16 protein-coding genes are annotated in these 18,808 nt (G+C 61.5%); 13 read left to right on the top strand and 3 right to left on the bottom strand.

All coding sequences use genetic code 11. The features are described from left to right. The first annotated feature begins 21 nt into the window (after positions 1-21). From gshA to tauD, 5 genes are all read left to right on the top strand, one after another. Positions 22-1,605 carry a glutamate--cysteine ligase gene (gene gshA, locus RHM69_RS22530; RefSeq protein WP_032901783.1) on the top strand — a complete coding sequence of 528 codons (1,584 nt, stop codon included), beginning with the start codon at positions 22-24 and terminating at the stop codon, positions 1,603-1,605. Positions 1,606-1,865: 260 nt separating this feature from the next. Continuing rightward, entirely contained in the window at positions 1,866-2,843 is a 978-nt protein-coding gene (gene tauA, locus RHM69_RS22525; RefSeq protein ID WP_014716469.1) for a taurine ABC transporter substrate-binding protein, read from the top strand. Between the two features lie 17 nt (positions 2,844-2,860). After that, positions 2,861-3,640, top strand: coding sequence for a taurine ABC transporter ATP-binding subunit (gene tauB / locus RHM69_RS22520; RefSeq protein ID WP_014716468.1), 780 nt, complete (start codon positions 2,861-2,863; stop codon positions 3,638-3,640). Next, positions 3,637-4,473, top strand: coding sequence for a taurine ABC transporter permease TauC (gene tauC, locus RHM69_RS22515; protein ID WP_102666673.1), 837 nt, complete (start codon positions 3,637-3,639; stop codon positions 4,471-4,473). The genes tauB and tauC overlap by 4 nt, the downstream gene beginning before the upstream one ends. 14 nt (positions 4,474-4,487) lie before the next feature. After that, positions 4,488-5,324: a taurine dioxygenase gene (gene tauD / locus RHM69_RS22510; protein WP_020302426.1), complete on the top strand. Its 837-nt coding sequence runs from the start codon at positions 4,488-4,490 to the stop codon at positions 5,322-5,324. A gap of 140 nt (positions 5,325-5,464) precedes the next feature. Here the strand turns inward: tauD and mgrA are convergent, their stop codons facing one another. The 3 genes from mgrA to epsC all read right to left on the bottom strand — a co-directional run bounded on the left by mgrA (position 5,465) and on the right by epsC (position 9,917). Next, the gene (gene mgrA, locus RHM69_RS22505; protein ID WP_014716465.1) at positions 5,465-6,502 is read right to left on the bottom strand and encodes an L-glyceraldehyde 3-phosphate reductase; all 1,038 of its coding nucleotides are present in this window, start codon (positions 6,500-6,502) and stop codon (positions 5,465-5,467) included. A gap of 127 nt (positions 6,503-6,629) precedes the next feature. After that, positions 6,630-8,591, bottom strand: coding sequence for a choline transporter BetT (gene betT, locus RHM69_RS22500; RefSeq protein WP_169856569.1), 1,962 nt, complete (start codon positions 8,589-8,591; stop codon positions 6,630-6,632). Between the two features lie 399 nt (positions 8,592-8,990). Then, complete coding sequence (epsC, locus tag RHM69_RS22495) at positions 8,991-9,917, bottom strand: serine O-acetyltransferase EpsC (protein WP_014716464.1); 927 nt, start codon at positions 9,915-9,917, stop codon at positions 8,991-8,993. A gap of 166 nt (positions 9,918-10,083) precedes the next feature. Here epsC and RHM69_RS22490 point away from each other — a divergent pair, with 166 nt between their 5' ends. From RHM69_RS22490 to RHM69_RS22455, 8 genes are all read left to right on the top strand, one after another. After that, positions 10,084-11,079, top strand: a complete 996-nt coding sequence (locus tag RHM69_RS22490; RefSeq protein WP_014716463.1) for a D-cysteine desulfhydrase — start codon at positions 10,084-10,086, stop codon at positions 11,077-11,079. A gap of 272 nt (positions 11,080-11,351) precedes the next feature. Beyond that, positions 11,352-12,146 (top strand): cystine ABC transporter substrate-binding protein, encoded by a 795-nt coding sequence (gene tcyJ / locus RHM69_RS22485; RefSeq protein ID WP_200599087.1) that lies wholly within the window; start codon positions 11,352-11,354, stop codon positions 12,144-12,146. Then, on the top strand, positions 12,146-12,811 hold the full coding sequence (gene tcyL, locus RHM69_RS22480) for a cystine ABC transporter permease (RefSeq protein ID WP_003187646.1): 666 nt from the start codon (positions 12,146-12,148) through the stop codon (positions 12,809-12,811). The genes tcyJ and tcyL overlap by 1 nt, the downstream gene beginning before the upstream one ends. A gap of 3 nt (positions 12,812-12,814) precedes the next feature. Then, positions 12,815-13,561: an L-cystine ABC transporter ATP-binding protein TcyN gene (gene tcyN / locus RHM69_RS22475; RefSeq protein ID WP_014716461.1), complete on the top strand. Its 747-nt coding sequence runs from the start codon at positions 12,815-12,817 to the stop codon at positions 13,559-13,561. 371 nt (positions 13,562-13,932) lie between these two features. Then, entirely contained in the window at positions 13,933-14,721 is a 789-nt protein-coding gene (locus RHM69_RS22470) for a hypothetical protein (protein WP_014716460.1), read from the top strand. A gap of 185 nt (positions 14,722-14,906) precedes the next feature. After that, positions 14,907-16,148 (top strand): SfnB family sulfur acquisition oxidoreductase, encoded by a 1,242-nt coding sequence (locus RHM69_RS22465; protein ID WP_019819871.1) that lies wholly within the window; start codon positions 14,907-14,909, stop codon positions 16,146-16,148. Between the two features lie 40 nt (positions 16,149-16,188). Next, positions 16,189-17,382 (top strand): SfnB family sulfur acquisition oxidoreductase, encoded by a 1,194-nt coding sequence (locus RHM69_RS22460; RefSeq protein ID WP_014716458.1) that lies wholly within the window; start codon positions 16,189-16,191, stop codon positions 17,380-17,382. Beyond that, positions 17,382-18,740: an LLM class flavin-dependent oxidoreductase gene (locus RHM69_RS22455; protein ID WP_014716457.1), complete on the top strand. Its 1,359-nt coding sequence runs from the start codon at positions 17,382-17,384 to the stop codon at positions 18,738-18,740. Before RHM69_RS22460 ends, RHM69_RS22455 begins: the two co-directional genes overlap by 1 nt. Positions 18,741-18,808 lie beyond the last annotated feature (68 nt).

Genomic DNA, 18,808 nt, shown 5'->3' with positions numbered 1-18,808 from the left:
TGACGCGTGAAGGAATCCAACTTGAGCGAACTTCTCAACCGCCGCCTGGCCCTGCTCGGCAAGCGCGAACACCTCTCCCTGCTAGAGCAATGCTTGCACGGCATCGAGCGCGAATGCCTGCGCGTCACCAGTGAGGGTCGCCTGGCGCAAACGCCACACCCCGAAGCATTGGGCGCCGCGTTGACCAACGAACAGATCACCACCGACTACTCGGAATCGCTGCTGGAGTTCATCACCCCAGCCCTGCCGAACCCGGCCGATACCCTGAGCAGCCTGGACAAGATCCATCGCTTTGCCTACACCAAGCTGGGCAGCGAATACCTGTGGAGCCCCTCGATGCCGTGCCCGTTGCCGGCCGAGGAAGATATTCCGATTGCCTACTACGGCACCTCCAATATCGGCCAGCTCAAGTACGTGTACCGCAAGGGACTGGCCCTGCGTTACGGCAAGACCATGCAGTGCATCGCGGGCATCCACTACAACTTTTCCCTGCCGGAACAGTTGTGGCCATTGCTCAAGGAAACAGAAGGATTTGTCGGCACCGACCGTGACTATCAGTCCACGGCCTACATCGCGCTGATCCGTAATTTCCGTCGCTACAGCTGGCTGTTGATGTACCTGTTCGGCGCCTCGCCAGCCCTGGACGCCGGCTTCCTGCGGGGGCGCTCGCATCAGCTTGAAGTCCTGGATGCCGACACCCTGTACCTGCCCTACGCCACCAGCCTGCGCATGAGCGACCTGGGTTACCAGAGCAACGCCCAGGCCGGTCTGACGCCGTGCTACAACGACTTGGCCAGCTACACCGACAGCCTGCGCGAAGCGGTGGCAACACCCTACGCGCCGTACGTTGAAGTCGGCACGCACAAGGATGGCGAGTGGGTGCAGCTCAATACCAACATCCTGCAGATCGAAAACGAGTACTACTCCAACATCCGTCCCAAGCGCGTGACCTACACCGGCGAGCGGCCGATCCAGGCGTTGATGGCCCGCGGCATCCAGTACATCGAAGTACGCTGCCTGGACATCAACCCGTTCTTGCCGATGGGTATCGATCTGCCGGAATCACGGTTCCTCGACGCATTCCTGCTGTACTGCGCACTGAACGACAGCCCACTGTTCGCCAACAACGAATGCGGCAACGCCACCTCCAACTTCCTCAGCGTGGTCAAGGAAGGTCGCCGTCCTGGCCTGCAATTGCAGCGTGACGGCCAGCCGGTGGACATGAAGGAGTGGGCGGCCGAGTTGCTGGAGAAGATTGCCCCGCTGGCCGCCCTGCTCGATCAGAGCCACGGCATCACCGAACACAGCGAGGCACTGGACGCCCAGTTGGCCAAGGTCAAGGACCCGTCCCTGACACCGTCGGCTCAGGTGTTGGCAGCCATGGCTGAGCGCAAGGAAAGCTTTGCGCAGTTCTCTCTGCATCAAAGCGAAGTGCATGCCGAGTACTTCCGCAAGGAGCCTTTGGCGCCTGAGGAACAAGCGCACTTTGAAGAACTGGCCCGTGCCTCGCTGGCGCAGCAGGCGGAGCTGGAACAGAACGAAGTGGGCGATTTCGATGTGTTTGTCGGCTCGTACCAGGCAAGCATCCTGGCCATCAGCAACTAACCTCAGGCTCGCTCCCCTGTGGGAGCTGGCTTGTGTGGGAGCTGGCTTGCCTGGGATATCGGTGGGTCAGCAACCCACCTGTTGACAGATACACCGCTATCGCAGGCAAGCCAGCGCCCACATTATTTTTGCCAGCCTGAAAACAGGCTTCGCCATTTCCCCTCATAAGCTAATTCGAAAAAGTTATTTATTTTCGAATTCTTAGATCATTTAGTCTCCTCTCACGCCGACCCTCGGCCGCCTGATTGAGGAGCTTCCCCTTGAAACTGTTGACCCCTCTGCGCCTGTTGGCCGCATTGTCCCTGGCCGGTGCCAGCCTGTTTGCCCAGGCGGCGGATGTGACCATTGCGTACCAGACCACCGTGGACCCGGCCAAAGTCGCCCAAGCCGACGGCGCCTATGAAAAAGCCACCAACGCCAAGATCGACTGGCGCAAATTCGACAATGGCGCCGACATCATCGCCGCCATCGCTTCGGGCGACGTGCAAATCGGCTACCTCGGTTCCAGCCCGCTGACCGCCGCAATAACCCGCAAAGTCCCGGTGCAAACCTTCCTCGTCGCCACCCAGATCGGCGGCGCCGAAGCCTTGGTGGCGCGTAACGGCTCGGGGATCAACAGCCCGCAGGACCTGGTCGGCAAAAAAATCGCTGTGCCCTTCGTTTCCACCGGCCACTACAGCCTGCTCGCTGCCCTGAAGCACTGGAACATCGACCCGGCCAAAGTCACCATCCTCAACCTGGCCCCGCCCGCCATCATCGCCGCCTGGAAGCGCGGTGATATCGACGCCACCTACGTGTGGGACCCGGCCCTGGGCGTGGCCAAAGAAACCGGCAAGGTGCTGATCACCTCCGGCGAACTGGCCAAGTTTGGCGCGCCGACGTTCGATGCCTGGATCGTGCGCAAGGATTTTGCCGAGAAGCACCCAGAGATCGTCACCGCCTTTGCCAAGGTCACTCTGGATGCCTACGCCGCCTACCGCAAAGACCCACAAGCCTGGCTTGCCGATACCGGCAACGTCGACAAACTGGTGAAACTCTCCGGCGCCAAGGCCAGCGATATCCCGTTGCTGCTGCAAGGCAACGTCTACCCGTTGGCCGCCGACCAGGTAACCCTGTTGGGAGCGCCAACCACCAAGGCCGTCACCGACACCGCTGCGTTCCTCAAGGAACAAGGCAAGGTCGAGGCCGTGCTGCCCGACTACGCCCCTTACGTCAGCGCCAAGTTCATTACCAACTGACCCAGGAGTTCACTGCGATGGCCTTGCTACAACTGGAGCGCATCAGCGCACAGTACCCAGGCGCCCCGGAACCGGTACTGTCCGATATTTCACTGGAGCTTGGGCCCCAGCAACTGCTGGTTGCCCTGGGCCCGTCCGGCAGTGGCAAGACGTCGTTGTTGAACCTGATTGCCGGCTTTGTCGAGCCGTCTGCCGGGCGTATCACCCTCGATGGCGTGCCGGTCAAGGGTCCCAGCGCCGAGCGCGGCGTGGTGTTCCAGGACGACGCCCTGCTGCCCTGGCAGGACGTGCTGGCCAACGTCGCCTTCGGCCTGGAACTGGCCGGCGTGCCCAAGGCGCAGCGCGAAGTGCGCGCCCGCGAAATGCTCGCGCTGGTGGACCTGGCCGGTTTCGACAGCCGGCGCATCTGGCAGCTCTCGGGCGGCCAGAAACAGCGCGTCGGCCTGGCCCGCGCCTTGGCGGCCGACCCTCGCGTATTGCTGATGGACGAACCCTTCGGCGCGCTGGATGCCTTTACCCGCGAACAAATGCAGGAGTTGCTGCTGCAAGTGTGGCGGCGCACGGCCAAGCCGGTATTCCTGATTACCCATGACATTGAAGAGGCGGTGTTTCTGGCCACGGACCTGATCCTGCTGGCGCCCAACCCCGGCCAGATCGTCGAACGCCTGCAGCTGGATTTCGGCCAACGTTACGCCGCCGGTGAATCAGCCCGCGCAATCAAGTCCGACCCGCGCTTTATCGAAACCCGTGAACATGTGCTGGGCAAAGTGTTCTCCCAACGGCAGGTGTACGCATGAGCAGCTACGAACTTCCCGCCACGGCCAGCAAGGCGGTGGCACCTGTCGTTATTCCGGTACGCCGCAGACTGAGCACGCGTTGGATCAGCGTGCTGACCCTGGTGGCCTTGCTCGCCCTCTGGTGGGCCGTCACCGCCACCGGTTTGATCGAACCTCTGTTCCTGCCGCCACCATCGGCAGTGTTGCAAAAAGGCTGGCTGCTGGCGACCACCGGCTACATGGATTCCACCTTGTGGCAGCACCTGGGCGCGAGCTTGAGCCGCATCGGCCTGGGCCTGGGCTTTGCGGTGCTGACCGCCGTGCCGGTGGGGATTGCCATCGGAGCCAACCGCATTGCCCGAGGCATTTTCGATCCGTTGATCGAGTTCTACCGGCCAATTCCGCCGCTGGCCTACCTGCCGCTGATCGTGATCTGGTGCGGTATTGGCGAGCTGTCCAAGGTGCTGCTGATTTACCTGGCGATTTTCGCCCCGATTGCCATCGCGACCGCAACCGGGGTGCGCACCGTCGACCCTGCCAAGCTGAGGGCCGCGCAGTCGCTGGGCGCAACCCGCGCACAACTGATTCGCCATGTGATCCTGCCCAGCGCCCTGCCCGACATCCTCACCGGTGTGCGTATCGGCCTGGGTGTGGGCTGGTCGACCCTGGTCGCCGCCGAGCTGATTGCCGCCACCAGCGGCCTGGGCTTCATGGTGCAGTCGGCGGCGCAGTTTCTGGTCACCGATGTGGTGGTTCTGGGCATCCTGGTCATCGCCCTGATCGCCTTCGCCATGGAAATGGGCCTGCGCGCCCTGCAGCGTAAATTAGTGCCCTGGCATGGCCAGGCACACTGAGTGAAGAATCCACAATGAGCAGCCTGACCGTTACCCCATTAAGCACCGCCCTGGGCGCCCAGATCAGTGGCGTCGACATCACCCAGCCGCTGAACCCTGAACAGCGCGACGCCATTGAACAGGCGTTGCTCGACTATTCGGTGCTGTTCTTCCGCGACCAGCCGATCACCCCGCAGCAACAGGCACGCTTCGCGGCCAATTTTGGCGACCTGCACATCCATCCGATCTATCCCAACGTGCCGGAACAGCCGCAAGTGCTGATCCTCGACACCGCGGTCACCGACGTGCGTGACAACGCCGTTTGGCATACCGACGTGACCTTCCTGCCCACGCCGGCCCTGGGCGCGGTGCTCAGTGCCAAGCTGCTGCCGGCGTTTGGCGGCGATACATTGTGGGCCAGTGGCATTGCGGCGTATGAGGCACTGTCCGAGCCGTTAAAGCGCATGCTCGATGGCCTCACCGCCACACACGATTTCACCAAGTCGTTCCCGCTGGAGCGCTTTGGCAACACCGCCGAAGACCTTGCGCGCTGGGAAGCAACCCGCAAGAAAAACCCGCCGCTATCGCACCCAGTCGTGCGCACGCATCCGGTGAGTGGGCGTAAATCGCTGTTCGTCAGCGACGGATTCACCACCCGAATCAATGAACTGGAACCGGCCGAAAGCGAGGCCATTCTCAAGCTGCTGTTCGCCCACGCCACCCGCCCGGAATTCACCATCCGCTGGCGCTGGCAGGAAAATGACGTTGCGTTCTGGGATAACCGCGTCACCCAGCATTACGCCGTGGATGACTACCGGCCGCAGCGGCGGGTGATGCACCGGGCGACGATTCTTGGGGATGTGCCGTTCTAACGCTTGGCGACAGATCGTTCCCACGCTCTGCGTGGGAACGCCTCCTGTGACGCTCTGCGTCACGACTTTAAAGCGGACGCCGAGCGTCCGGGGCTGCATTCCCACGCAGAGCGTGGGAACGATCAACCAGTGGTGTAAGGTTATTCAGCAGTGGACGGTTTTTCCCACAGGTTGATCCCACCTTCCTGCGCAAACCGATCAATCTCCGCCAGTTCTTGCGCACTGAAGCTCAAGTTCTTCAACGCCCCGACGTTCTCGATAATCTGTTCCGGCCGGCTTGCGCCGATCAGCGCACTGGTTACCCGTGGATCACGTAATGTCCACGCCAACGCCAACTGGGCCAGGCTCTGGCCACGGCGCTTGGCGATTTCATTCAGGCCGCGTACATGGGCGATGTTGGCTTCGGACAGGTGCTGGGCCTGCAACGAGCCACCACCCGGACGGTTCACCCGCGCATCGGCCGGTACGCCGTTGAGGTATTTATCGGTCAACAAACCCTGGGCCAGCGGCGTGAAGGCGATCACCCCGGCGCCGAGTTCTTCAGTGGTCTCCAGCAGGTCTTTTTCCACCCAACGGTTGAGCAGGTTATAGGCCGGCTGGTGGATCAACAGCGGCACTTTCCACTCTTTGAGCAGCGCCGCCATTTCGCGGGTTTTTACCCCGGAGTAAGACGAGATACCGATGTACAACGCCTTGCCTTGCTGCACGGCGGTGGCAAGGGCGCTGGCGGTCTCTTCCAGCGGCGTATCGGGGTCGAAACGGTGCGAATAGAAGATATCCACATAATCGACGCCCAGGCGTTGCAGGCTCTGGTCCAGGCTGGCCAACACGTATTTGCGCGAACCACCACCCTGGCCGTAAGGACCGGGCCACATGTCCCAACCGGCTTTGCTGGAAATGATTAATTCGTCGCGGTAATGCTTGAAGTCTTCGCGCAGCAAACGGCCGAAGTTGATCTCGGCGCTGCCATAGGGCGGGCCGTAGTTGTTAGCCAGGTCGAAGTGGTTGATGCCCAGGTCGAACGCCGTGCGCAGCAACGCGCGCTGGGTGTCGATCGGGGTGCTGTCGCCAAAGTTGTGCCACAACCCCAGGGACAGGGCTGGTAGCACCAATCCACTGCGGCCTACGCGGCGATAGGGAATAGATTCATAGCGGTTTTCGGCAGCAATGTACGTCATCGAATCCTCTCTTGATCTAGGGCAAATAAGGCCCGGGAATAAGCATATTCCCGGGCCTTTTAAGCAGCTGAATCGCTTAAGTCTGCCTCTTCCTTTTACAGCAAAGACCTACTTGAGAGGAACGCTATCAGCGCACCATGTGCAAGAACTGCAGATGGCGCTCGTACTGGTCGAGGATGTCATTGATGATCTGCTCCTTGGTGTAGCCCACCAGGTCATAGTCCTGGCTGCCCTCACTCAAGTGCACTTCGGCCCGATAGTAGCGGCGGTTGTTGATCTCTTTCTTACCGATGCCGCCCAAGGCGAACGACGGCGTGAAGTAGCCACGCATCTGCACCTGGTAGATGAACGGACGTTCTTCGCCATGGCCGATTTCGAGGCTGACACTGTCGTTGGACGGGTCGGGCTGGGTCACCACCGTAAGGCCCTTCTCGACAAACACGGCGGTCACTTCTTCAATCGCGGGGCGCACCGTGGTGTCGAGGAAACGGTACACCTCGTCACGCGACGGAAAATGCACGGCCTGGCTCAAGCGCTGGCGCCAGCCGCCTCGGCCTTTGCGCGAAGCGGAGATCGGTGCCAGGGAATGCAACTGCGCGATCTGCTTTTGCGACTCCAGGTAGAACGCCTTGTGCAGCCCCCACATCATCAGCAGCAGGATCAGCGAGAACGGCAGCGAGGTCAGTACCACCGCAGACTTGAGCGAGTCGATACTGCCAGCGAACAGCAACGCACTGGTGACTAGGGCGGTCATCGCGCCCCAGAACACACGCAGCCACTTCGGCCCGTCTTCATCCGCGTTGCCGCCTTTGGACGAGAGGGTGGAGAGCACCACAGTGCCGGAGTCAGCCGAGGTCACGAAGAATACAAAGCTGATGAACACCGTGACCGCGATCACGGTCTTGCTCCACGGGTAGGTTTCCAGCAGCAGGTAGAGGCTCATCGATGGGTCATCGATAGCCGACTGGCCCAGTGCAGCCATGCCATGGTTGAGCACCTGGTCGATGGCGCTATTACCGAAGATCGACATCCACGCCAGGGTGAAGCCCAGTGGAATCAGCAGCACGCCAAACACGAATTCGCGGATGGTACGACCACGGGAAATGCGCGCGATAAACAGGCCCACGAACGGCGACCATGCGATCCACCAGGCCCAGTAGAACACCGTCCAGCCGCCCAGCCAGTCGCTCGGCTCGTTGTAGGCATACACATCAAAACTCTTGGTGGGCAACGCGCCCAAATAGTCACCGATGTTCTGGATCAGGGTGTTGAGCAGGTGCTGGGTAGGCCCGGCGAACAACACGAACAGCAGCAGCGCACAGGCCAGCAGCATGTTGATGTCGGACATCACCCGCACGCCTTTGTCGACGCCGGCCACGGCCACGATGATCGCCGCGCCCATCATCAGGGTGATCAGGCCCACCTGGATCCACTGGGTATGGGCAATGCCAAACAGGTAGTCCAGGCCAGAGTTGAGGTGCAGTACGCCAAAGCCCATGTCGGCGCCCAGGCCGAACACCGTGGCAATGATGCCAAAGCCATCCACCGCATAACCGATAGGGCCATTGATGCGCTTGCCGATCAGCGGGTACAGCGCCGAGCGCAATGCCAGCGGCAGGTTATGCCGGTAGGCGAAATAGGCCAGGGCCATGCCGACAAACGCGAACACGCCCCAGCCATGCAGGCCCCAGTGCAGGAACAACACCTGCATGGCCTGGCGCGCCGCATCGGCGTTCATTGCTTCGCCCTGGGGCGGCTGCACCAGGTGCGTCAGCGGCTCCGAGACACAGAAGAAAAACAGCGTGATGCTGATCCCGGCGGCGAACAACATGCCGGCCCAGGACAGGTAACTGAATTCGGGCTCGTCGTGGTCGGCACCGAGTTTTATCTTGCCGTAGCCCGATAGCGCGGTGACCACCACGAAGACCAGATACAGGGTCATCGCCAGCATGTAGTACCAGCCGACCGTGTTGGCCGCCCAGTTTTGCGCCGCCAGCAGCCAGGCACCGGCCTGTTGCGGGATAGCGATGACCGTGATGCCAAACAGCAGGATGACGGTGGCGGCAAAATAGAAAACGGGCGCATTCATGCGCACCATGCCGCTGGAAGGGGTGGACGATGCACTCATGAACGATGCACCTCAAGGTTGCGGGATATGGCTGTAAAAAACGGACTCAGCAAAGGTAAGCCTCCTGTTGTGAGCGGGCAGCGAACCACCGGTTTAACTTGAACGAACGTTCAAGTTAAACATGAATAGGCGGTCTGGGACTAATCGCAAGGCTGAGTGGTAGGTGTTTCCTACACTAGCTCAGGGATTGGTATGACGGATGAAGAAGGCAAATCGTTCAGCGACCCCACGTTGAAATACATTCGAAATGTGGGAGCTGGCTTGCCTGCGATAGCGCTGGGTCAGCCACCCATCTGTTGACTGATACACCGCTATCGCAGGCAAGCCAGCTCCCACACTGACCGGCGTTTGGCTCAGGTATTACTTCTGCGCCCCATCATCATGCTGCAAATTCGCCTGGGTGATATTCGCCCCGGCCGGCACGCTGCGGGTCAGCCACACATTGCCGCCAATGGTCGAACCCTGGCCAATGGTGATCCGCCCCAGGATCGTCGCCCCGGCGTAAATCACCACATCATCTTCAACAATAGGGTGACGCGGGTGGCCTTTCTGCAATTGCCCATCTTCATCCGCCGGAAAGCGTTTGGCGCCCAGTGTCACGGCCTGGTAGATGCGCACGCGCTCGCCGATGATCGCCGTCTCGCCAATCACCACGCCTGTGCCGTGATCGATAAAGAAACTCGGGCCGATCTGTGCGCCGGGGTGGATATCAATGCCGGTGGCCGAGTGGGCGATTTCTGCACTGATCCGCGCCAACAGCGGCAGGCCGGCACGGTACAGGTGATGGGCCAGGCGATGGTGGATCACCGCCAGGATGCCCGGGTAGCACAACAGCACCTCATCCACACTGCGTGCGGCCGGGTCGCCGTGGTAGGCGGCCAGTACGTCGGTGTCCAGCAGGCTGCGCAAGGATGGCAAGGCCAGGGCGAAATCCTGGATCAGGCGAATGGCGTGGGCGTTGACTTCGCTGTCGTCCTCACCGCTCTGGCGCGCGGCATAGCGTAACTCCAGGCGCGCCTGGGCGAGCAAGGCGTTGAGCGCGACGTCGAGGGTGTGGCCCACGTAGAAGTCTTCGCTTTCTTCGCGCAGGTCCGCCGGGCCCAGGCGCATCGGAAACAGGGCGCCGCACAAGGCCTCAAGAATCTGTGCCACCGCCTCGCGGGACGGCAACTCGCGGCCACCATGCTCGCCACTCAAGCGCCCATTGCGCGTTCGCCACTGGTCGCGGGCGCCGCGCAGCTGGCTGACGATGGTCTGCAATTGCCAATGACTGGAACGCTCACTCACGGTATTCACTCCTGACGAAATGGCCATCACTTTACGGTATGCACCCAGGCAGCTCTTAAGAACCAATGGTGTGAACATAAGAACCTTTCGTCATAAGCGATTGACGGTTGCCCGATGAAAAGTGCCTGCCTATAGTCCCCCCATCACTCAGCCACCGTGCGTACCCATGATCAAACAACAGCTCGACCGTTTTAACCGTCTGGAACTACTGGGCAGTGCCACGGCCCTGGAAAAACTCGAGCGGCTGTCGGCTTGGCTGGGCAGGGACATCTACGTCAAACGCGATGACACCACGCCGCTGGCCATGGGCGGCAACAAGCTGCGCAAACTCGAATACCTGGCCGCCGACGCCATCGCTCAGGGCGCCGATACCCTGGTCACCGCCGGCGCGATCCAGTCCAACCATGTGCGCCAGACCGCCGCGCTGGCTGCCAAGCTCGGCCTGGGCTGTGTTGCCCTGCTGGAGAATCCTACCGGCACCGACGACCCCAACTACCTGGGCAACGGCAATCGCCTGCTGCTGGAGTTGTTCGACGCCAAAGTGGAGCTGGTGGAAAACCTCGACAACGCCGACGACCAACTCAACGCCCTCGCCGACCGCCTGCGCAGTAACGGCAAGAAGCCGTACTTGGTGCCTATAGGCGGTTCCAATGCACTCGGCGCGCTGGGCTACGTGCGCGCCGGGCTGGAGTTGGCCGCGCAGATTGAAGACAGCGGCATTGAATTTGCCGCCGTGGTGCTTGCCTCTGGCAGTGCCGGCACCCACAGCGGCCTGGCCCTGGCCTTGAGCGAAGCACTGCCGCAATTGCCGGTGATCGGCATCACGGTGTCGCGTACCGAGCAAGCGCAATTGCCCAAGGTGCAGGGCTTGGCCGAGCGCACTGCCGAGTTGCTCGGCGTGGCTATTCCGCAAGCCTTCAAGGTCACCCTGTGGGACGAGTATTTCGGGCCGCGTTATGGCGAGCCAAACGCTGGCACCCTCTCGGCGATCAAACTTTTGGCCAGCCAGGAAGGTCTGTTGCTGGACCCGGTGTATACCGGCAAGGCCATGGCCGGTTTGCTGGACGGCATCGGGCGCCAGCGCTTTGAAGAGGGGCCGATCATTTTCCTGCATACCGGTGGCGCGCCGGCATTGTTTGCTTATGACTCAGTTTTCAACTGATTGAATACGGTCGATGTGGGAGCTGGCCTGCCTGCGATTGCGGTGGGTCAGCCAGAAACTTGGCACTGACACACTGCAATCGCAGGCAAGCCAGCTCCCACACAAGCCGCGCATATTTCCAAAAAGAATATGAAATTGTATTTTTATTATTTTCAAGACTTAAAAACCCGCTTTATCATCGCGCCGAAGGCGAAGACGCGCTTCGCACTTTAGGGCAGGATACGACTACCGCGTCACCTGCTTCGCTCACCATAAAAACACAGGGGCTCTCCATGACTATTTCCGCATTTCGTCGCACGCTGTTGGTTGGCACTTTGGGCCTGGCGCTTGGCGCTGGCTGGCTGGGCCAGGCGGTTGCCGGCGAGCAGTTAAACACCATCAAAAAGGCCGGCGAGATCAAGATCGGCCTGGAAGGCACCTACCCACCGTTCAGCTTTGTCGATGAAAGCGGCAAGCTCAGCGGTTTCGAAGTGGAATTGTCCGAGGCACTGGCCAAGGAGCTGGGCGTCAAGGTCAAGCTGCAAGCCACGCCATGGGACGGCATCCTTGCCGCGCTGGAATCCAAGCGCCTGGACGCCGTGGTCAACCAGGTGACCATCTCCGAAGAGCGTAAGAAAAAATACGATTTCTCCAAGCCTTACACCGTGTCCGGCATCCAGGCGCTGGTGCTGAAAAAGAACGTCGACTCGATCAAGAAAGCCGACGACCTGGCCGGCAAGAAAGTGGGTGTGGGCCTGGGCACCAACTACGAACAATGGCTCAAGGACAGCCAGCCTAAAGCTATTATCAAGACCTACAACGACGACCCGACCAAGTTCCAGGATCTGCGCATCGGCCGCATCGACGCCATCCTGATCGACCGCCTGGCCGCGCTGGAATACGCCAAGAAAGCCCCCGACACCGCCGCTGCCGGTGACGCCTTCTCCCGTCAGGAATCCGGTATCGCCCTGCGCAAAGGCGAGCCTGAATTGCTCGACGCAGTCAACAAGGCTCTGGACAAACTGCGCGCCGACGGCACCTTGAAGACGCTGTCCGAGAAGTACTTCAACGCTGACGTCACTCAATAATGGAAGCAGGTTTCCAACTCGCGCTGGACTCCGCGCCCTTTCTGCTCAAGGGCGCGTACTACACGGTAATCCTCAGCCTCGGCGGGATGTTTTTCGGCCTGTTGCTGGGCTTCGGCCTGGCCTTGATGCGCCTCTCGCGCTTCAAGTTGCTGAGTTGGACGGCCCGGGTCTACGTGTCGTTCTTTCGTGGCACGCCGTTGCTGGTGCAGCTGTTCCTGATCTACTACGGCTTGCCGCAAGTGGGCATCGAGCTGGACCCTATCCCTGCTGCCATGATCGGCTTTTCGCTGAACATGGCTGCCTATGCGTGTGAAATCCTGCGGGCCGCCATCGCCTCCATCGAGCGTGGCCAGTGGGAAGCTGCTGCCAGTATCGGCATGACCCGTGCGCAGACGTTGCGCCGGGCCATCCTGCCCCAGGCGATGCGCACGGCGTTGCCGCCTTTGGGCAACAGCTTTATTTCACTGGTCAAGGACACGGCGCTGGCCGCCACCATCCAGGTGCCCGAGCTGTTCCGCCAGGCCCAACTGGTGTCGGCGCGTACCTTCGAAATTTTCACCATGTATCTGTCCGCGGCCCTGATCTACTGGATCCTGGCGAGCATCCTGGCGCATCTGCAAAATCGTCTGGAAGACCGGGTCAACCGGCATGACCTGGAGTCTTGAAGCATGATCGTGGTTGAAAAACTGACCAAACAATTCAATGGTCAGGTGGTGCTCAACGGCATCGACCTGGAGGTCAAGGAAGGCGAAGTGGTCGCCATCATCGGCCCCAGCGGTTCCGGCAAGACCACCTTCCTGCGCTGCCTGAACTTCCTCGAAGAACCCACCAGCGGCCGTATCAAGGTCGGTGACATCGAGATCGACAGCAGCAGGCCGCTCAACCAGCAACAGGGCCTGGTGCGACGCCTGCGCCAGCATGTGGGCTTTGTGTTCCAGAACTTCAACCTGTTCCCCCACCGCACCGCGCTGGAAAACGTCATCGAAGGCCCCATCGTGGTCAAGAAGATGCCACGGGAAGCGGCGGCCGAACTGGGGCGCAAGCTGCTGGCCAGGGTCGGCCTGGCGGGCAAGGAAGCGTCCTACCCAAGGCGGCTGTCCGGCGGCCAGCAACAGCGTGTGGCGATTGCCCGCGCATTGGCCATGGAGCCGGAGGTGATCCTGTTCGACGAACCCACCTCGGCCCTCGACCCGGAACTGGTGGGTGAAGTATTGGCGACCATTCGCAGCCTGGCCGAAGAAAACCGCACCATGGTCATCGTCACGCACGAGATGAGCTTTGCCCGTGATGTGGCCAACCGGGTGATCTTTTTCGACAAGGGCGTGATCGTCGAACAGGGCGAAGCCAAGGCGCTGTTTGCCAACCCCAGGGAAGAACGTACCAAGCAGTTCCTGAGCAAATTCCTCGCCCACTGATGTTCTGTGTGGGAGCTGGCTTGCCTGCGATGCAAGCGCCTCGGTGTAGCAGTCCAACCGGGGTGATCCTATCGCAGGCACGCCAGCTCCCACATAAGCGAGGCCCTACAGGGAGTCGCCATTCCACCCCGTAAAAGACCCCGCCGCCTGCCTCTTGAAATCCCCCTCCCCGTCAGACCCGTCTGAATCTCGCCAAACCCACCGTTTAGCCCTTTGCCTCCATTGACGCTCCTTGGCCAACCCTCTTATCTAGCGCCTTGAGGATTGGATCCTATCCCGGCTACTGACTGAATCGTGCCTTTCGACCCCCCTTGCGCCTGTTCGTCGAGGTTTCGGAACGATTGCTGCTGGCTGCACCAAGGAGATTACTTATGACACACACTCAAACCTCGGCCACGCTCCGTGCCCCAAGGCTGCCCCAGGCTATTGGAAACGGCATCAGCGCCCTGGCCTCCGCCCACTTACAGGTCGACATTTCACCCTACCCGAGCATGGAAGAAGGCGACCTGATCGAACTGTTCTGGAACAACTGCTTCGCCGCCTCGCGCAAGGTGACGGCGTGCAAGATTGGCACGTGCACCCACCTGTGCGTACCGCAGAGTTTTGTGCAGGACGGACCGGCACGCGTCTACTACCAGGTCTTGCAGATCGGCCATGGCCCGATGCGCTCGGCGGTGACCCTGGTGCGGGTCAAGACCAACTACCCCGGCGGTCAGCCTTCGCCGCGCCTGAACCCTGAAGGCAGCGATGAAAACCAGAACCTGGCGCCCGTGAACCTGCCCGAGACGATCCGCCGCCATGGCGTCAACAGCAGCCAGGTAAGGCGCGGCATTCCGCTGACCATCGAGCCTTACCTGAACATGAGCACGGGCGATGCCATCACCTTGCGCTGGGGCGATGTACGCCTGGACCTGCCCCGTATTCAGGCTCAAAGCGTCGGCCTGGCGGTGCAGGTGTGGGTGCCGCCCCACGTGATTGTCGAAGCCGGCGACGACTGCCGGTTGGAGGTCACCTACTGCATTCTCGATCGCGTGGGTAACAACTCCCGCTGGGCGCCCGCCCGCACGCTGCGCATCGCCGCCTGCACACCGCCCCGCCCAGCCTCGCCCGCGCCAGGCTATCAACCGCGTCGCTTCGGTTCACCCTGTGAACCGGGGTGACAGCCCTTCTATGCATATTCCTAAAAGTTAGTTTATTTAAATAATTAACACGCTTAGGGTATATGCACCGGACCACCGGACATTCCTGATTTTTCTGTTTATTTCATTGAATGCGAGGTCGGTATGGTCAGAATTACCCCGGTGCGCAACGCCAGGGCATTGCGTGCAGCCAAGGAGCGGCGCTGATGTCTAACTTGGCTCTAACATCCCCCCAGAGTGATGTGGACGTAGCTCCCCTGCTGTTGCCCGCCACGGTGCTGCGCAACGACGCCCAGGCGCTGAGCGCCGCCCACGAGCTGGCCCAGGCTGCGCGTGCGCAGGCCGCCCAGCGCGACCAGCAACGCAAACTGCCCTGGGCGCAGCTCGAACAGTTCACCCGCAGCGGCTTGGGCAGTATTTCCATTCCCCGCGAATACGGCGGCCCCCAGGTGTCGTTTGTGACCCTGGCCGAAGTCTTCGCGATCATCAGCGCGGCCGACCCGGCACTCGGGCAGATCCCGCAGAACCATTTCGGCATCTTGCACGTATTGCAGGGCACCGCCACCGAGCGTCAGAAAAAGCAGCTGTTCCAGAGCGTGCTCGACGGCTGGCGCATCGGCAACGGCGGCCCGGAACGCGGCACCAAAAATACTCTGGAGCTCAAGGCGCGCCTCACGGCCGAAGGCGACGGTTACGTGCTCAGCGGCCAGAAGTTCTACTCCACAGGCGCCCTGTTCGCTCACTGGGTGGCAATCAAGGCCCTGAACGATGACGGCAAGCAGGTCATGGCTTTTGTACGTCGCGGCAGCGAAGGGCTGCGCATCGTTGATGACTGGTCCGGCTTTGGCCAACGTACCACCGCCAGCGGCACCGTGCTGCTTGATCGCGTAGCGGTGGACCCGGACCTGGTCATCGACAACTGGCGCCTGGGCGAAAGCCCGAATATCCAAGGGGCCGTGTCGCAACTGATCCAGGCCGCCATCGACGCCGGCATCGCCCGGGGCGCCCTCGACGATGCCATCGCCTTCGTGCGTGAGCGTTCGCGCCCGTGGATCGACGCCAAGGTCGAGCGAGCCAGCGACGACCTGTATGTGATCGCCGATATCGGCAAGCTGAAGATCGAACTGCACGCCGCCGAAGCCCTGCTGCGCAAGGCAGGCCAGGTGCTTGACCAGGTCAGCGCCGCGCCGATCACCGCGCAATCCGCCGCCCACGCCTCGATTGCCGTGGCCGAAGCCAAGGTGCTGACCACCGAAGTGGCGTTACAAGTCACCGAGAAGCTCTTTGAGCTGGCGGGCAGCCGCGCCACCCTGGCCGAATTCAACCTTGACCGTCACTGGCGCAATGCCCGGGTTCACACCCTGCACGACCCGGTGCGCTGGAAGTACCACGCCATCGGCGCCTATCGGCTCAACGGCACCTTGCCGGCTCGTCATTCGTGGATTTAACCAACCAGAACACTTTTTCCACGAGCTTCTGGAGAAACTCATGACCCTTTCTCACCCCGTCGCGGTCATCACCAGCGACGAACAAGCGCTTATTGTCGCCAGCGATCTTGCTGAAGACTTGCGCCGCGACAGCGCCCAACGCGACCGCGAACGCCGCCTGCCGCTGCCCGAGCTGGACGGGTTTTCCCGCTCTGGCCTGTGGGGCATCAGCGTGCCCAAGGCCTACGGTGGCGCGGGCGTGTCCAACGTCACCCTGGCCAAGGTCATCGCACTGATCGCCCAGGCCGATGGCTCGTTGGGCCAGATTCCGCAAAACCATTTCTATGCCCTCGAAGTACTGCGGGTGAACGGCAGCCCCGAACAGCAGCAACGCCTGTACGCCGAGGTATTGGCTGGCCAACGCTTTGGCAACGCCTTGGCGGAGCTGGGCACCAAGACCGCCCATGACCGCATTACCAGCCTCACCCGCGACGGCGATGGTTTTCGCATCAACGGGCGCAAGTTCTACGCCACCGGCGCGATCTACGCCCAGCGCATCCCCACCTCGGTGGTGGATGCAAATGGCGTGCAGCAGCTGGCCTTCATACCGCGTGACAGCGAGGGGCTGACGGTGATCGATGACTGGAGCGGCTTCGGCCAGCGCACCACCGGCAGCGGCTCGGTAGTGTTCGACAACGTGTGGGTCGCGGCGCAAGACGTGGTGCCGTTCCAGAGCGCCTTCGAACGCCCGACTACTGTCGGCCCGCTGGCGCAGATCCTTCACGCAGCCATCGACACCGGCATCGCCCGCGCGGCCTTTGAGGATGCCTTGCATTTTGTGCGCACCAAGACCCGCCCGTGGATCGACGCCGGCAACGACAAGGCCACCGAAGACCCGCTGACACTCAAGAGCTTCGGCCACCTGAGCAGCCGCCTGCACGCCGCCGAAGCCTTGCTGGAACGCTCGGGTGAATTCCTCGACCGCGCCCAGGCCGACAGCAATGCCCAGACCGTCGCCGCAGCCTCCATCGCCGTTGCCGAAATACGCGCCCTGAGCACCGAGATTTCCCTGGCGGCCGGCAGCACCCTGTTCGAACTGGCCGGCAGCCAGGCGACCCTGGCCGAACACGGCCTGGACCGCCACTGGCGCAACGCCCGGGTGCACACCCTGCACGACCCGGTGCGCTGGAAATACCATGCGGTTGGCAACTACTACCTCAACGATGAAAACCCGCCGCTGCGGGGGACCATCTGATGAGCAAAAAAAAGATCCTGCTCAATGCTTTCAACATGAACTGCATCGGGCACATCAATCACGGTTTGTGGACTCATCCACGGGACAACTCGACCGAGTACAAGACCCTCGAATACTGGACTGAACTGGCGAAGATCCTGGAGCGCGGGTTGTTCGACGGTTTGTTCATCGCTGATATCGTCGGCGTGTATGACGTGTATCAGGACTCCATCGACGTGCCGCTCCAGGAGTCGATCCAGTTACCGGTCAACGACCCGTTGCTGCTGGTGTCGGCCATGGCCGCCGTTACCCAGCACCTTGGCTTCGGCCTTACCGCCAACCTCACCTATGAGCCGCCGTACCTGTTCGCCCGGCGCATGTCGACGCTGGATCACCTGAGCCGTGGCCGGGTGGGTTGGAACATTGTCACCGGCTACCTCGACAGCGCCGCCAAGGCCATGGGCCTTACCGAACAGGTCGAGCATGACCGGCGCTACGACCAGGCCGATGAATACCTGCAGGTGTTGTACAAGCTCTGGGAAGGCAGTTGGGAGGACGACGCGGTGCGCAACGATCGCCAAGCGCGGGTGTATGCGCAACCGGGCAAGGTGCACAAGGTAGAGCACCACGGCGAGTTCTATCAGGTGGAGGGTTACCACCTGTGCGAGCCCTCGCCCCAGCGCACGCCGGTGCTGTTCCAGGCCGGCAGTTCCGAGCGCGGCTTGCTGTTCGCCGGGCGGCATGCCGAGTGCGTGTTTATCAGCGGGCAGAACAAGGCCGCGACCAAGCGCCAGGTGGACAAGGTGCGCGCCAGCGCAGTGGAGGCTGGGCGCAACCCGGACGACATCAAGGTGTTCATGGGCCTGAACGTCATTGTGGGCGCCACTGAAGCGTTGGCCTGGAACAAGCACGCCGAGTACCTCAGCTACGCCAGCGCGGAAGCCGGCGTGGCGCACTTCTCGGCCTCGACCGGGATTGATTTTGCCCAGTACGCGTTGGACGAACCGATCCAGTACGTCAAGAGCAACGCGATCCAGTCGGCCACCCAGAACCTGCAGAACAACGACTGGACCCGGCGCAAATTGCTCGACCAGCACGCCTTGGGCGGGCGCTATATCACCCTGGTGGGCTCGCCTGAACAGGTGGCCGATGAGCTGGAATCCTGGATCAGCGAAACCGGGCTGGATGGTTTCAACCTGACGCGCATTGTGACGCCGGAGAGCTATGTGGATTTCATTGAGCTGGTGATACCGGAGTTACAACGACGGGGCTCGTACAAGACGGAATATGCGCAGGGAACGCTGCGGGAAAAAGTCTTTCACGACACGGCTCGCTTACCCAACCAACACACCGGCTCTACCTACCGCCACGTTGTTTGATCGTTCCCACGCTCCGCGGGGGAATGCCTCTTGGACGCTCTGCGTTCGCTTTGGGGACGCGGAGCGTC

It is taken from the genome of Pseudomonas sp. CCI1.1 (assembly GCF_034348165.1).
GTDB classification, from domain to species: Bacteria; Pseudomonadota; Gammaproteobacteria; order Pseudomonadales; family Pseudomonadaceae; genus Aquipseudomonas; species Aquipseudomonas paracarnis.
Note: the sequence above shows the minus strand (reverse complement) of the source record. Positions and strands in the feature narration are given on the sequence as shown.

Bases quoted from the DNA above. Each gene is read 5' to 3' on its own strand.
- tcyN (WP_014716461.1), top strand. From the start codon at position 12,815: ATGATCGTGGTTGAAAAACTGACCAAACAATTCAATGGTCAGGTGGTG.
- mgrA (WP_014716465.1), bottom strand. From the start codon at position 6,502: ATGACGTACATTGCTGCCGAAAACCGCTATGAATCTATTCCCTATCGC.
- RHM69_RS22465 (WP_019819871.1), top strand. From the start codon at position 14,907: ATGTCTAACTTGGCTCTAACATCCCCCCAGAGTGATGTGGACGTAGCT.
- tauC (WP_102666673.1), top strand. From the start codon at position 3,637: ATGAGCAGCTACGAACTTCCCGCCACGGCCAGCAAGGCGGTGGCACCT.
- RHM69_RS22490 (WP_014716463.1), top strand. From the start codon at position 10,084: ATGATCAAACAACAGCTCGACCGTTTTAACCGTCTGGAACTACTGGGC.
- betT (WP_169856569.1), bottom strand. From the start codon at position 8,591: ATGAATGCGCCCGTTTTCTATTTTGCCGCCACCGTCATCCTGCTGTTT.
- tcyL (WP_003187646.1), top strand. From the start codon at position 12,146: ATGGAAGCAGGTTTCCAACTCGCGCTGGACTCCGCGCCCTTTCTGCTC.
- RHM69_RS22470 (WP_014716460.1), top strand. From the start codon at position 13,933: ATGACACACACTCAAACCTCGGCCACGCTCCGTGCCCCAAGGCTGCCC.
- tauB (WP_014716468.1), top strand. From the start codon at position 2,861: ATGGCCTTGCTACAACTGGAGCGCATCAGCGCACAGTACCCAGGCGCC.
- RHM69_RS22455 (WP_014716457.1), top strand. From the start codon at position 17,382: ATGAGCAAAAAAAAGATCCTGCTCAATGCTTTCAACATGAACTGCATC.
- RHM69_RS22460 (WP_014716458.1), top strand. From the start codon at position 16,189: ATGACCCTTTCTCACCCCGTCGCGGTCATCACCAGCGACGAACAAGCG.
- tcyJ (WP_200599087.1), top strand. From the start codon at position 11,352: ATGACTATTTCCGCATTTCGTCGCACGCTGTTGGTTGGCACTTTGGGC.
- tauD (WP_020302426.1), top strand. From the start codon at position 4,488: ATGAGCAGCCTGACCGTTACCCCATTAAGCACCGCCCTGGGCGCCCAG.